Annotated in this window: 12 protein-coding genes; 6 read left to right on the forward strand and 6 right to left on the reverse strand. The window is 56.2% G+C overall.

All coding sequences use genetic code 11. From position 1 onward, the window contains the following. Positions 1 to 3: 3 nt before the first annotated feature. Together ACN0RL_RS07620 and ACN0RL_RS07625 are read right to left on the reverse strand one after the other, a co-directional pair. Entirely contained in the window at positions 4 to 2,856 is a 2,853-nt protein-coding gene (locus ACN0RL_RS07620; RefSeq protein ID WP_417515339.1) for a cation-translocating P-type ATPase, read from the reverse strand. Between the two features lie 76 nt (positions 2,857 to 2,932). Beyond that, on the reverse strand, positions 2,933 to 3,664 hold the full coding sequence (locus ACN0RL_RS07625; protein WP_417515341.1) for a DUF3581 domain-containing protein: 732 nt from the start codon (positions 3,662 to 3,664) through the stop codon (positions 2,933 to 2,935). 266 nt (positions 3,665 to 3,930) lie between these two features. Between ACN0RL_RS07625 and ahpF the strand changes: the two genes are divergently transcribed. Beyond that, complete coding sequence (ahpF, locus tag ACN0RL_RS07630) at positions 3,931 to 5,496, forward strand: alkyl hydroperoxide reductase subunit F (RefSeq protein ID WP_417515343.1); 1,566 nt, start codon at positions 3,931 to 3,933, stop codon at positions 5,494 to 5,496. Positions 5,497 to 5,607: 111 nt separating this feature from the next. Here the strand turns inward: ahpF and ACN0RL_RS07635 are convergent, their stop codons facing one another. The 3 genes from ACN0RL_RS07635 to ACN0RL_RS07645 all read right to left on the reverse strand — a co-directional run bounded on the left by ACN0RL_RS07635 (position 5,608) and on the right by ACN0RL_RS07645 (position 8,754). Then, on the reverse strand, positions 5,608 to 6,276 hold the full coding sequence (locus tag ACN0RL_RS07635) for a transglutaminase-like domain-containing protein (protein ID WP_417515344.1): 669 nt from the start codon (positions 6,274 to 6,276) through the stop codon (positions 5,608 to 5,610). A 109-nt stretch (positions 6,277 to 6,385) separates the two neighbouring features. After that, a complete protein-coding gene (locus ACN0RL_RS07640; RefSeq protein ID WP_417515346.1) occupies positions 6,386 to 7,120 on the reverse strand; it encodes a TrmH family RNA methyltransferase in 735 nt (244 codons plus the stop codon). After that, a complete protein-coding gene (locus ACN0RL_RS07645) occupies positions 7,117 to 8,754 on the reverse strand; it encodes an NAD(P)/FAD-dependent oxidoreductase (RefSeq protein ID WP_417515348.1) in 1,638 nt (545 codons plus the stop codon). Before ACN0RL_RS07645 ends, ACN0RL_RS07640 begins: the two co-directional genes overlap by 4 nt. A 184-nt stretch (positions 8,755 to 8,938) precedes the next feature. On the opposite strand from ACN0RL_RS07645, the gene rlmE reads away from it, so the two are divergent. Next, the gene (rlmE, locus tag ACN0RL_RS07650) at positions 8,939 to 9,559 is read left to right on the forward strand and encodes a 23S rRNA (uridine(2552)-2'-O)-methyltransferase RlmE (RefSeq protein WP_417515350.1); all 621 of its coding nucleotides are present in this window, start codon (positions 8,939 to 8,941) and stop codon (positions 9,557 to 9,559) included. A 26-nt stretch (positions 9,560 to 9,585) separates the two neighbouring features. On the opposite strand, the gene ACN0RL_RS07655 is transcribed toward rlmE, so the two are convergent. Next, positions 9,586 to 10,614, reverse strand: a complete 1,029-nt coding sequence (locus ACN0RL_RS07655) for a histone deacetylase family protein (RefSeq protein ID WP_417515352.1) — start codon at positions 10,612 to 10,614, stop codon at positions 9,586 to 9,588. 169 nt (positions 10,615 to 10,783) lie between these two features. On the opposite strand from ACN0RL_RS07655, the gene ACN0RL_RS07660 reads away from it, so the two are divergent. From ACN0RL_RS07660 to ACN0RL_RS07675, 4 genes are all read left to right on the forward strand, one after another. After that, complete coding sequence (locus tag ACN0RL_RS07660; protein ID WP_417515354.1) at positions 10,784 to 11,074, forward strand: encapsulin-associated ferritin-like protein; 291 nt, start codon at positions 10,784 to 10,786, stop codon at positions 11,072 to 11,074. Positions 11,075 to 11,089: 15 nt separating this feature from the next. After that, the gene (locus ACN0RL_RS07665) at positions 11,090 to 11,806 is read left to right on the forward strand and encodes an SGNH/GDSL hydrolase family protein (RefSeq protein WP_417515356.1); all 717 of its coding nucleotides are present in this window, start codon (positions 11,090 to 11,092) and stop codon (positions 11,804 to 11,806) included. A 112-nt stretch (positions 11,807 to 11,918) separates the two neighbouring features. Continuing rightward, on the forward strand, positions 11,919 to 12,374 hold the full coding sequence (locus tag ACN0RL_RS07670) for a DUF302 domain-containing protein (RefSeq protein ID WP_417515358.1): 456 nt from the start codon (positions 11,919 to 11,921) through the stop codon (positions 12,372 to 12,374). A gap of 104 nt (positions 12,375 to 12,478) precedes the next feature. Next, entirely contained in the window at positions 12,479 to 13,783 is a 1,305-nt protein-coding gene (locus ACN0RL_RS07675; RefSeq protein ID WP_417515360.1) for a hypothetical protein, read from the forward strand. Positions 13,784 to 13,995 lie beyond the last annotated feature (212 nt).

Genomic DNA, 13,995 nt, shown 5'->3' on the forward strand with positions numbered 1-13,995 from the left:
AGATTAGATTCCGCTTTCAGCTGCTGAGCCAGCACCTCTCTTTTGCAGGCTGATGATCAGCTTGCTCAGCTCCCGCAGCCACAGGACCGAACTGGCGACCGCTGCACAGAACAGCCAGTCCGCGAGGCTGAGGCCGACCGTAGAAAATGGTTTCTGCAGAAAGGGCAGATAGACCACCGCCATTTGCAACAGCAGTGACACGCCCACTGCAGCCCAAAGCCAGAGGTTGGAGAAGAGCCCGCTGAAAGCGCTTTGTTCATCAGATCGCGAAGTGAACACAGTAAACATCGAGAATAAAACCAGAGTAGTGAACGCCATGGTCTGGCCATAGGCAAGGTTGCCTGTGCCGGCTATCAGGCCACCGGGCATGGAGGCATCGAGCACGAGGAGCGTGCCGGTTGCGGTAATAATGCCGACGAAAACAATGCCTGCCCACATACTGCGCGTCAGGATGCCCTCTGCGCGGGGCCTTGGTGGCCTGGCCATTGCCCACCCATCGCCCGGATCCAGCCCGAGCGCCAAAGCCGGCGCGCCATCGCTGACCATGTTAATCCAGAGAATCTGGGTGGCCAGCAGTGGCAGAGCCAGGCCTGCGCCGTTTGCGGTCAGCCCGATCACATCGGCCAACAGCACACCAAAGAACATGGTAAGCACTTCGCCGATGTTGGATGACAGCAGGTAGCGCAAAAACTTCCGGATGTTGGCGAAGATTGTCCGGCCTTCCTCCACGGCCGCAACAATGGTGGCGAAGTTGTCGTCTGCCAGAATAATGTCCGAGGCCTTGCGGGAAACGTCGGTACCGGTAATGCCCATGGCTATACCAATGTCCGCTGTCTTCAGGGCAGGAGCATCATTCACGCCATCGCCGGTCATGGCGACTATGTTTTTATCATTCTGCAGGGCTTTGACAATTCGCAGTTTATGCTCCGGATTAACCCGGGCATAAACGGAGACCTCCTGAACAGTCTGGTGCAGAGTTTCGTCCGTCATGGTGTCAATTTCCGCCCCGGTGACGGCGCGGCCATCTGTGCAGATGCCCAGCTCCGCACCTATAACGGCAGCTGTAACCGGATGATCGCCGGTAATCATCACGGGCCGGATACCGGCACTTCGGGCCTGGGCAACAGCCTGTTTGGCTTCTTCCCGGGGTGGATCAATCATGCCAATCAGGCCGACGAATATCAGATCCTGCTCAAGATCGTCGTCGATATTATCTGGCTCGAAGTCATCCTCCGGCAGGTAGCGGGCGGCAACACCGAGTGTGCGCAGTGCTTCGCCGGCCAGTTGTTCGTTGGCTTGCAGGATCTCGGAACGACGTTCCTGGGTTAAAGGTCGGCTGCTGTCGCCAACGCGTTCCCGGTCACAGCGGCCCAGAAGAACATCCGGCGCGCCCTTGGTGAATACCTGAATATGCCCCTTGTGTTGGCTGTCGGTATGCAGCGTCGACATCATTTTCCGTTCTGATGAGAAAGGCACCTCACCAACCCGCTCATATTGGGCATCCAGAATCGCCTCTGTCAGCCCGATCTTTCTGGCAGCAACCACCAAAGCGCCTTCGGTGGGATCACCTTGCACGGTCCACTGGCCTTCGTCTTCTTGCAAAACCGCGTTGGTGGCGCGGTCGCCGACGGTGAGCGCCCGTTCCAGCTCCATTCGCAAAGGCTCGCTGATATCGACTGAACCGCTACTGGCAGATGCCGTGTGCACGGTAACGTCACCTGTTGGCTCGTATCCTGTGCCGCCCAGGGTAACCCGCCCACTGGCTGTAACGATTGCCTTCACGGTCATTTCGTTGCGGGTAAGGGTCCCGGTTTTGTCAGAGGCGATCACATTGGCTGCGCCCAGAGTCTCCACCGCTGCCAGATGGCGCACAATGGCGTTGCGGCGTGCCATGCGCTGTACACCCAGGGCCAGGACTGCGGTGACGATAGCCGGCAGGCCTTCAGGCACCGCAGCCACTGCCAGTGCGACGCCAAGAATCAGAACATCAAACAGGGCGGAAAAACCGGTGACGTGGTCCACCAGAATGATGGTGAAAATCATCACCACCGCAATCACAATTACCACCAACCCAAGCATTCTGCCGACTCGGGCGAGATCCTGTTGCAGGGGCGTGGTCTCGGGAGGCGCTTGCTCCAACATGCCGGCAATCTGGCCCATTTGAGACTGCATGCCGGTGGCCGTTACCACCGCCGTGCCGCGGCCATAGGTAATCGTAGTGCCGCTGAAAATCATGTTCTGACGATCACCAACAGGGGCGTCGTCGGTGATGGTTTCCGGGTCTTTGGATTCGGGAAGGCTTTCGCCGGTCAGGGTGGCTTCCGAGGTTTGCAGTGAAACAGACTGAAGGAGGCGGCTGTCGGCGGGAATCGTATCGCCTTCTTCTACCAGGATAATATCACCGGCTACAAGCCCGGCCGCTGGAATGGTTTGCTGTTCGCCATCCCTTATCACCCGGGCCTGGGCGGCCGACATCTGCTGCAATTCTGCCACGGCCTGTTCCGCACGCGCCTGCTGGATATAACCCATAGCCGCGTTAAAAAGGACAATGGCCAGAATCGCAATGGCTTCGTAAGGAAGAGGTGAGTCCCGCTCTACCAGCCACAGGCCTGAAGAGATTGCAGCGGCGAGCAGGAGCAGAATAACCAGCGTATCGGAGAACTGGGCGAGCAGCTTACGCCAGCCGGGCACTGGCCTGGTCGCCGTCAGTTCATTCGGCCCATCATGCTCCAGGCGCTGACTGGCTTCATGGCTTCCAAGGCCGTTCTGCTCGCTGGTTCCCAAAGCCGAGATAACGGCATCGGAAGACAATCTGTAAGCTGCTAACGGCGCTTTCGGCGAACGTTCGCGGGTCATGGCTATTCATCCTTGTGATTGCGAAGCTCATAAGGACCATTGTAGCTATGAATCGTGTCTGAAAAGACGATCTGTATCAGGAGCTGGCTGTATCGATACCGTATCGGGAGCCGCGGGCTTTCAAACGGTAAAACTCTTCAACGATACCGGCCATGGCATCCGGGCAATAAGGCCTCAGCCCACCCAGAACGAGGTGCTTCGAGACTTCACCTACGGGCTTGCCGTCAGAGATCAAACGGTATTCAAGTACGACATTGCCGCGTTTGCCATTGTCCTCCAGGTCTGCGTTGTGCAGTTCCAGCTCCGGTGAGGCAGCATCCAGGCTATCCAGAGTGAGGCTCATGCTCGCATACATCACCATAGGGCGATCCGGGTTGAACATAACGCCCTTTGATTCCATTAACGGTTTCATGGTGTGGGGGAAGTTTTTGCCGGAGGCCGCCACGTAACAGCGAATAAATTCTTCGATAACGTGTTCATCCCGGGTGACATCACCGCTGCGCGTTACTTCGAGATAGACCTTGCCACCCTGATCGCACACTTCAATGGTTTCTTCACCGTTTTCCCGGAACTCCAGTGGTACGTCGCCGCCCAGCAGGGCACGAAACTGGAAAGTCATGTGCCGGGAGAGCCCGAAGCGTGAAACCACCACGGCAAAAAGCAGATCTCCGGGAACACAGAAACGGCGAGCATCCGGATCGTGGATCGGGTTGAAATCTCCGGCCACTTCCTTGGCAAACAGGCTGGCCTGTGATGCGGAAATATGAACGCGTCCGTTCTGGATTGAGTAAAAACGGTCTAGAAACATGTGCAGCTTGTCCTGGGTGCAAAGGGTGACGTCCAACGTCTCTTAACATGGTACCGGGCTAGGGCGTGGATGGGTATTCGCTATTTGTACCTTCATTAATGACATTTACAATCATGCAATAGCAGTTACCTATCATTTGGTTTGGATCAATTAATTTGAGCTTTTTTGCGCTGCTCCGTATCTTTAGAACATATCCCAATCACAGATCATTTTGAATTTACAGATTCAGGCGGTCAGCCTAAAGAACTCAAGAGGGGAATCGTTACATGTTGGATGCCAATATCAAGCAACAACTGAAGGCCTATATGGAAAAGCTGCAGCAGCCGATTGAGCTGGTGGCAGCCTATGATGATAGTGATAAGTCTCAGGAGCTGAGGCAGCTTCTGGAAGAAATCGAGCCGATGTCCGAGAAAATCAGCCTGCGCACGGAGGAGTCCAACGATGTGCGTCGCCCATCCTTCGCAATAAACCGCATCGGAACCGACATGGGCGTGCGTTTCGCGGGTATCCCCATGGGCCACGAGTTCACCTCGCTGGTTCTGGCGCTGTTGCAAGTGGGCGGCCACCCGTCAAAGGCTTCCCAGGATGTGATTGAACAGATTCAGCAGCTGGATGGTGACTTCGAGTTCGAAACCTACTTTTCCCTGTCGTGTCAGAACTGCCCGGACGTGGTTCAGGCTCTGAACCTGATGAGTGTTCTGAACCCTGGCGTTCGCCACACCGCGATTGATGGTGCTTTGTTCCAGGACGAAGTGGAAAAACGTGAAGTTATGGCTGTGCCCAGTGTTTACCTGAACGGCGAGCCCTGGGGCCAGGGCCGCATGACGCTGGAAGAGATTGTTTCCAGGCTGGACACCAAATCCGACGAGAAAGAAGCCGAGAAGATCAACCAGAGAGACACCTTCGAGGTGTTGGTGATTGGTGGTGGCCCGGCTGGTTCCGCAGCAGCCATCTATGCGGCTCGTAAAGGTATTTCAACCGGCATCGCAGCCGATCGCTTTGGCGGGCAGGTAGCCGATACCATGGGTATCGAGAACCTGATTTCTGTGCCCTACACCGAAGGCCCGAAACTGGTTGCCGCCATGGAGCAGCACGTTAAAGAATATGACGTGGACATTATGAACATGCAGCACGCCGAGAAGCTGATTCCGGCTGCCAAGCGTGGAATGCCCCACGAGATTCGTCTGGCGAATGGTGCATCGCTCAAGGCCCGCACGATTGTGTTGTCGACCGGTGCTCGCTGGCGCCCGCTGGGTGTGCCGGGAGAGGATGAATACCGTAACAAGGGCGTAGCTTATTGCCCTCACTGTGATGGCCCGTTGTTCAAGGGCAAGCATGTTGCGGTGATTGGTGGTGGTAACTCCGGTGTGGAAGCAGCTATCGACCTGGCCGGTATCGTTGGCCATGTCACATTGATTGAGTTTGGTGCCGAAATGCGCGCAGACGATGTGTTGCAGAAAAAGCTTCGCAGCCTGAACAATGTCGACATTATTACGTCTGGCCAGACTACCGAAGTGGTTGGTGAGAACGGCAGAGTGAGTGGCCTTAACTACACGGATCGCAACACCGGTGAAAGCCACCATGTGGCTCTGGAAGGTGTGTTCATTCAGATCGGTCTGGTGCCAAATACTGAATGGCTGAAAGGCGATATCGAGCTGAGCCAGCATGGTGAGATCATCATCAATGATCGCAACGAAACCTCAATTCCGGGGGTCTTTGCGGCCGGCGACGCCACCACAGTGCCTTACAAGCAGATCGTGATTTCCATGGGCGAAGGCTCGAAAGCGGCACTGAGTGCTTTTGATTTCCTGATTCGCAACTCTGCTGAGTAAAGCGAAATAAAGGGCAATCAACGGCCGGGGTGAATGTTCCGGCTGTGTTCTGGAAATTCTGAAAAGCTTCGAAAACGGCATTCGCCTGACAGGTGAATGCCGTTTTGCGTATCAGTTACCTGAAATGTCCTCAGCCAGGCTTCCCTTAACGGCTGGCGCTGTGCCGTCCTCTGAAAATAAATGTCCATAAGCGGCTTTTACCCCCGACAGGATAAAATCGTGGGGAACATCGTCGAAAACGCCGTGATCGTTCACATACTCCATATGTGCTTCCCCAGCTTCAGTGTACTCCTGGAAGATGGAGTCGCTCACTCCATCAAACTCCAGAGGCTCTACCTTCATCAGCTCGCAAAGTTGCTTGTTGAAAGCAGGCGTGGCCTTAACCCATTTGCCGTTAAGGTAGAGCTCAATAAATCCATGCATGCGGAAAATATCCGAACGCAGCCATTCAATCAGCTTCGGGCTTGAGAGATGGTTGCGCACATCGGCAAGGCCCAGGCGGCTGGGTATACCGATGGATCTTGCAGCAGCGCCGAGCAATACCGCTTTGGGAATGCAGTAGCTTTCGCCGGTTTCAAGGGCATAGCTGGCACTGAAGGTTTTGGGCTCCGGCCTGAAAACGTATGGGTTATAGCTCACGCTGTCCCGTGCTGCCAGGTACAGGGCTTTCGCTTGTTCTACGGGATTATCCGCCACACCCTCTAGCTGAGCCGCAATCCAGGCTTTCAGTTCGGGCTGGTTGTAGTCAAAAAACTCAGTAGGCTGGAGGTAGCGTTCCATAATCGAGCGTCCGGTTCAGGGCATCAGCTCCTGATCATCGCCAATTAGCAAGCTACACGCAATGACGATAACAATCAGGGTGAATGCTGAAAAAGATCACGCTTTCCGGTCAGGAGCCTCGAACCAGCTCGTACGCACACATGTTGACTGCCGAGGCGAGGTTGAGGGATTCGATCTGCCCTTTACCCGAAATGGTGTAGGGCGTTGCTGCTAAGGGGGCCAATGCTTCCCGTGGTACGCCTCGGGCTTCGTTTCCGAATACATAACAATCGTGCGTGCTGAAGGACTCTGCAGTGAGTTGGTCGCCGTTCAGATCGAGGCAGGCAATAGACTGGTAGCGGTTGCTGAGGCTATCCAGGGGCACGTCGGTTTCCAGCGGTACGTGGAAGATGGCACCCATGCTGGCGCGCACCACTTTCGGATTGAAGGGGTCAACACTGCCGGGGCTCAGCAGGCAGCGGAAACCACCAAACCAGGCCAGAGTGCGTAAAATTGTTCCGAGGTTGCCAGGGTCCTGGACTTCATGCAGGTAAACGGCTTTTTCGCCGGGTTTCGGTGCAGGCTCAGGGTCTTTGTCCGGTATGGGCACCACGGCGAGAATACCCTGGGGCGTGCGGGTATCGGCTAGCTGGGCCATCTGGCGATCATTCACCTGATGGGTTTTGAACGGGCTTGCCCAATGTTCAAACGCGCCGGTTACATACAGCTCGGAAGCGTTCAGCCCGGGCTGTCGGGCCGCTGCTTTTTGCAGCTCAAGTACCAGATGCTCACCTTCGACCAGGTAGTGACCCAGTGCCTGACGGTATTTTTTCTGATGCAGTTTTTTTATGTCATCCAGCTTCACGATTTGCTTCCGCTGTTGGCGTCCAGATCTTCCAGCATGGCCAGAGCCAGGGCTTCGGCTACTTTGATGCCGTCCACACCGGCCGAGAGAATGCCGCCCGCATAGCCCGCGCCTTCGCCCGCCGGGTAAAGCCCACGGGTATTCAGGCTCTGCAGGCTGGCGCGATCCCGGGTGATGCGCACCGGTGAAGAGGTGCGGGTTTCAATGCCGGTCAGAATCGCATCTTTCCGATCGAAGCCCCGGATCTGCTTGCCAAAAGCCGGTAGCGCCTCACGGATGGCGTCGATGGCGTAGGGCGGCAGCGAAGGTGCAAGATCGCCCAGTTTGATACCCGGCTTGTAAGAAGGCTCTATCTCGCCCAGTTCGCTGGAGGGTTTGCGCCTGATGAAATCGCCTACCAACTGTGCGGGTGCACAATAATCGCTGCCGCCAAGCGTATAGGCTTTTGACTCCAGAGCTTCCTGCATATCCACGCCGGCCAGTGGGCCACCCGGAAAGTCTTCTTCCGGATGAATAGCCACCACGATGCCGGCATTGGCGTTGCGCTCGTTACGGGAGTACTGACTCATGCCATTGGTGACGACCCGGCCAGGTTCTGAGGTTGCAGCGACCACCGTTCCCCCGGGGCACATGCAAAAACTGTAAACCGCGCGTCCGTTGCTGGCGTGATACACCAGTTTATAGTCTGCCGCCCCCAGGGCAGGGTGGCCGGCGTATTTGCCAAGGCGAGCATTGTCGATGAGAGATTGCGGGTGCTCGATGCGAAAGCCGATGGCAAAGGGCTTGGCTTCTATGAATACATCGTTGCGTTGCAGCATGCGGAAGACATCGCGCGCGCTGTGACCGACAGACAGAACCACATACCGGCTGTGCAGACGTTCTCCGGTGTCCAGCTCAACGCCTTCAATGCGGCCGTTGTCGATGAGCAGGTCGGTGACTTTGCTTTCAAAGCGGATTTCCCCACCGAGGCGGATGATTTCCTCGCGCATAGTGGATACCACACCCGTCAGCCGGAAGGTTCCGATATGGGGCTTGCTGACGTACAGAATTTCTTCTGGTGCGCCAGCCCGGATAAATTCGTGCATCACTTTGCGACCGAAGAATTTCGGATCCTTGATCTGGCTATAGAGCTTGCCGTCTGAAAACAGACCTGCGCCGCCCTCACCGAACTGCACGTTGGATTCCGGTGACAGCTGTTTTTTCCGCCACAGTGCCCAGGTGTCCTTGGTTCGGCTGCGCACGTTCTTGCCGCGCTCCAGCACAATCGGCCGGAACCCCATCTGGGCCAGAATCAGGGCTGCAAACAGTCCACAGGGGCCGAAGCCGATCACGATCGGCCGCTCAGTGAGGCCTGCGGGTGCCTTTGCGACCGGGTAATAAGCGGTGTCCGGCGCCAGCCGCACGTGCTGGTCTTTTTCAAAACGGGCCAGAATGGCCTCTTCATTCCGAACGTTGAGATCAACGATGTAAACGAACTTGATCTCGGTATTTTTCTTGCGGGCGTCGTAACTGCGCTTGAATACGGTGAATTCCACCAGATCGGCATCGCCGATGCCCAGTCGCGCGAGGATAGCGGCCCGCAGGGCACTTTCAGGGTGGTCCAGTGGTAGCGCCAGTTCGGTAAGGCGGATCATAGTAAGTCCTGCCCGGCTTGAGCCGCCGATAGCGGATTGGTTGCCGAGTTTAAAAGAATCGGAAAATGTTGCGGCAATTGTACGTGCGCCCGGCCCGGATGTCAGGATTTTGCCGGGAGGACGCGCGACACGTACAATGAGGGTCCTAACACTCCTTTATTGACGACCCTTTTCAAGAGTCCCTATGGCCCGATCCAAAAGCAGTAACCGCTGGCTTGAAGAGCATGTGAACGACCCCTTTGTGAAACAGGCGCAGGTAGACGGCTATCGCTCGCGGGCCAGTTACAAGCTTCTTGAAATCAACAAGAAGGATCGGCTCATTGCCCCCAACATGGTGGTGATGGATCTCGGCTCTGCCCCGGGTGGCTGGTCACAGGTGGCGGCTAATCTGGTGGGCCACAAGGGCAGGGTGCTGGCCTCTGACATACTGACTATGGACGCCATTGCCGGAGTGGAGTTCATTCAGGGCGACTTTACTGAAAATTCGGTGTTTGAGGAGATTATGACAACGCTGGGTGACAGCCAGGTGGATGTGGTGATTTCCGATATGGCGCCGAACATCAGCGGTGTGACGGTGGCTGACCAGGCATCTTCGATGTATCTGGTGGAGCTGGCGCTGGATATGGCCAGCCAGGTACTCAAACCCAAAGGCAGCTTTGTGGCCAAGGTGTTTCAGGGTGAAGGCTACGATGAGTACCTGAAAGCCGTCAGAGCCGTGTTTGATAAGGTCGTGGCGCGAAAGCCGGACTCTTCACGCTCCCGCTCCCGGGAAGTCTATATTGTTGGCAAAGGTTTCAAGGGTTGAGCCCGGTTTTGCTCAGCCCCGCTTGATCAGCTGCTTTCAAAGCCTTTCAGCACGTTAACAACATTCACGCCGATGGCATCCACATCGTAACCGCCTTCCATGGTGAACACCGTGGGCAGGCCCAACTGTTCAATACGCTTACCCAAAGACAGATAGTCCGCCGATTTCAGTTTAAAGAACGAGATCGGGTCTTCTTCAAAGGTGTCCACGCCCAGGGCGATAACCAATGCATCCGGTTTAAAGGCTGCGATGCGCTGGCATGCGGTTTCGAGACCCTGGCTCCATGTGCCATAGGGTGTTCCCGGTGGATAGACAATGTTGAGGTTGTAGCCTTCGCCTTCACCTTCGCCGGTTTCATCCTCAAAACCGAGGAAGTGGGGAAATACCAGATCGGGATCGCCATGCAGGCTGACGGTCAGCACATCGCTGCGATTATAGAAGATGGCCTGAGTACCGTTTCCGTGGTGGAAGTCCACATCGAGAACGGCAACGCGTTCGCAACCCTGATCCCGAAAGGCCTGAGCTGTGATGGCAGCATTGTTGAAAAAACAGTAGCCACCGAAGAGGTCAGCATGGGCATGGTGGCCGGGCGGTCGGCACAGGGCGAAAGCGGCACGTTCGCCATTGGCGACCAGTTTTTGCGCCGTCAGTGCGACGTTGGCAGAGGCGCAGGCGGCTTCCCAGGTGCCGTCGGAAATGGAAGTTTCGGCAGCAAAGCTGTAGTAGCCGAGGCGACCGTCGATGTCTTTGGGCACGCGTGCTCGCATGCCCCGGCCACACCAGACGGCGGGAATGGCTTCTCCCGGTTTGCCTTCGGCTACCCAGTCCGTCCAGCAGCGCTCGAGAAATTCCACGTAATCCGTTGTGTGCACGCGCTTGACCGGCGTCAGGCCAAATTCTTCCGGCTCAAGCACGTCACCCAGTGTTTGCGCCCTGACTCGCGCCAGAATGGTTTCTGCCCGGGATGGTTTTTCGTGGGGATCGATCAAAATGCCGCCATCCAGTTCTGTTTTCACGGAGCGCAGGCTATGTAATGGTGAGAAGACGGTTTTCATCAAGAAGCTATCCCGGTCGGTTTGTCTTGAGACTTTGCCACAGCCCTTGGTGCGGCTCAAACGAAACCATGGTGTTTAAGCGATGGATTTTCGGCTATTGTCAGACCGTGTTGTTGTGTTGAAAATGTCTTTTGAACCTGTCTAAAACCATATGCAGAAGGATCAGATTATGTCGAGCGACAGTTACCACGAGCCGGTAGGCGAACTGACCGATGAAACCCGCGAAATGCACCGTGCCGTCGTTTCCCTGATGGAAGAGTTTGAGGCGGTGGACTGGTACAACCAGCGGGTGGACGCCTGTAAGGACTCTGAGCTAAAAGCGATTCTTGAACACAACCGCGACGAGGAAAAGGAACACGCGGCCATGGTGCTTGAGTGGATTCGCCGCAAAGATCCGGTGATGGACAAGCATCTGCGGGAATTCCTGTTTACGGAAGGTCCGATCGGCCACCACGACTGATCGAACGCAATCGCCATGCTTTATCCGCTGTCGACGCTTGCGCTGGGCCCCGTCCTTATCGGGCAAGGTCGTTATGTGCGGCGGGTAACGCCGCGCCTGCCGGAGCCTGAGGGTGAGCGCCAGGGCACCGCTGGCAAGGGGCCGGAACTCCGGCTGCTTATTCTTGGGGATTCCGCTGCCGCCGGCGTGGGCGTAAGCAAACAGCAGGATGCGCTGGCCGGGCTTCTGGTCAGGGATCTGGCCAGTGATCATCTTGTAACCTGGAGCTTGCTGGCGGAAACAGGCCGCAAAGCAGTTGATGTTCTGGAGGCACTCAAAGCCTCAACAGAAGCCCACTATGATGTAGTGCTCGTCTCTGTTGGCGTAAACGACGTTACCGGCCGCACCAGCACCCAGCAGTGGCTTTCGGCACTGAACGAGCTTTCCGACTGCCTGATAAACGGCATGGGCGCTACCCGAGTGCTTTTTACCGCCATCCCTCCGATGCATGCTTTCCCGGCGTTACCTCAGCCCCTGCGCTGGTATCTTGGTATGCGGGCCAGGCAGTTGAACAGCTTGATGGAAAACGTCTGCAGCAGCCTTGATAGCCTTGAATATCTTTGTGTTTCCTTTCCTTTTGAACCTGGTTTTATCGCCTCGGACGGCTTCCATCCCGGCCCGGATGCTTACCGGCTATGGGCAGAGCATTCTGCCATTAGTATTCGAAAACTGGCTCAAAAAGCAGCTAGCTGAGATCGTGCAAGGCCTCCGCCTTTCAGTGCATTTGCTATCCGCTATCCGTATTTCCTGGTAAGACCCGTATGGTCTAGTATGAGCCTTGTCATTTATAAAGAGGAAACGCTTGATGAACATTTTAAAAATCGTCGCTCTACCCCTCCTTCTCGCCCTGTGTGCGAGCGCAGTCCAGGCTGCAGAGGGCCTTGTTGTGGTCAAAAGCAACCATAACGTAGCGGCTACCGCTGACAAACTTGAAGCGGTTCTGAGCGAAAATGGCATGAAAATCATGAACCGGATCAACCATGCCGCCGGTGCCGAGTCTGCGGGTTTGGAGCTGCGGCCGACCGAGGTGGTGATTTTTGGCAACCCGAAAGTGGGCTCGCCACTCATGCAGTGCGCCCAGAGCGTGGCAGTCGATCTCCCCCAGAAAGCGTTGATCTGGGAAGACGAAAGTGGGCAAGTCTGGCTTGGCTATAATGACCCGGAGTACCTGAAAGCCAGGCACGCTATTGAAGGCTGCGATGCCGTGCTGGAGAAAGTGAGTGGAGCTCTGTCGAATTTCGCCGGCGCCGCAACCCGCTAAGAGGTAAAGCCATAAGGAAGCTAAGGGTATCCTCGTAATTGCGGATACCCGGTAAGACATTGAGCCCCTAAAATCCCCCGCTTTGACGCTCCGGAAGCACACTCTTGCTGCTGATACGTTCTGCTCTTGCTTATATTGCCCTTATGGCGGCTATTTTCGTGCTGTTTCCCGGTATGGCAGGCCTGGGTGCCGGAGCGGTCAGCCTCGCGGTGATTCTGGGTTGGCGAGACATGCGAAGGGTGCCCCGAGCTGTTTTTCTGGTGGCAGGGCTGGCACTGGTGTTTGCTTTGGGACGCGACCCGGGGCTGGTTGGCGCTGCGGCAGGGAACATGAGCCGTCTGGCGGGACTGGTGCTGGCGGTTATGCTTTTGTCTTCCGTGCTTGGCCGTACCAGTGATTTACAGCAAATTTCCGCCAGCTTGTTTCAAGGTAATCCAGTCGTTCGCTACCTGAGCCTGTCGTTTGGTACTTCTCTTGTTTCCGTACCTCTGAATTTTGGTTCTGTGGCCGTTGTCGGCAGCCTGGTGGGCGAGCGTGTCCGCAGCAGTGGCGACTCGCCAGCGACTCGCAACGCAACCCGTGCGGTGTTGCGAGGCTTTGGTGTCTCGCCTACGTTTTCTCCTCTATCGATTTCTGTGGTGCTTACACTCACGCTCCTGCCGGGGCTCGGCAGCCTTGATTTGCTGTTATTAACAGTCCCGTTTTCGGCCGCTCTCGTTCTGTGCGGACTGATCTGGCGCGAGCCCGAAAGCGTGCAACAAATGGATGTCCCCGAGGGCAGCGCTGGTCTGGCGCCCTGGTTACGATTCGGGGCTCTTATTCTGGCCATCTGCGCGGGAGTGTTCCTGCTTGGCCAGCGTTATCAGCTCAGCTATGCCCATGCGGTGACTCTCAGTTGTATAGCCGCAGTTCTTGGCGCGAGGGTCCTGGCCTGGAGCCGCAAAACGAATCCGCCACTGGTCAACATGTCCAATGTCAGTAACGAGTTGGCAATTGTGGGTGGGTCTGCGTTTATTGGCTCGGTGATCAGTGGTGCGGTGCTGGGGCAGATAAGCGGTGACCCGAATGTGCCGGCCTGGCTTTGGCCCGTCATAGCCGCCTGCGTACCCTGGGTTTTCTTTGCGGCCGGCCTGGCCGGTATTAACCCGATTGTGATTGGCACCCTCGCGGGCGGCATTCTCGGAGTTATCTGGCCGGCCGATGCACTGATCGGCCTGGGTATTGGTATGGTAACAGGTTGGGGCATTACCGCTTTTGGAACGCCCTTTGCCGCCAACGCTCTTATTATGGAGCGCCTGACAGGCTATAGAGCTCTGGATGCTTCATTTCGCTGGAATCTGCGCTTGTCTCTTGCGGGGCTGACGGCTGCCAGCCTTCTTGCCGCGGTTATTACGGTTGTGAGGGTGTAGGCTATAATCCCCTATGGCTAATTCTGCAGGCCTCTGTTAAGGTTCGTCGCATCCTGCCTCTAGGGATTCCGCACTTTCGGGCTTCAGGCCTTCTTGCGAACTATCCATACGACCTGTCAGAGGACGTCACCCCGATTACCGGCGCGTGACTGTAGTCGTCTTTTATTCCATGAATATTCATGGCATCTGCCCGCATTCGCCGAGAACGGTGT

Source organism: Marinobacter sp. (assembly GCF_048259445.1).
In the GTDB taxonomy this organism is placed as follows: Bacteria; Pseudomonadota; Gammaproteobacteria; order Pseudomonadales; family Oleiphilaceae; genus Marinobacter.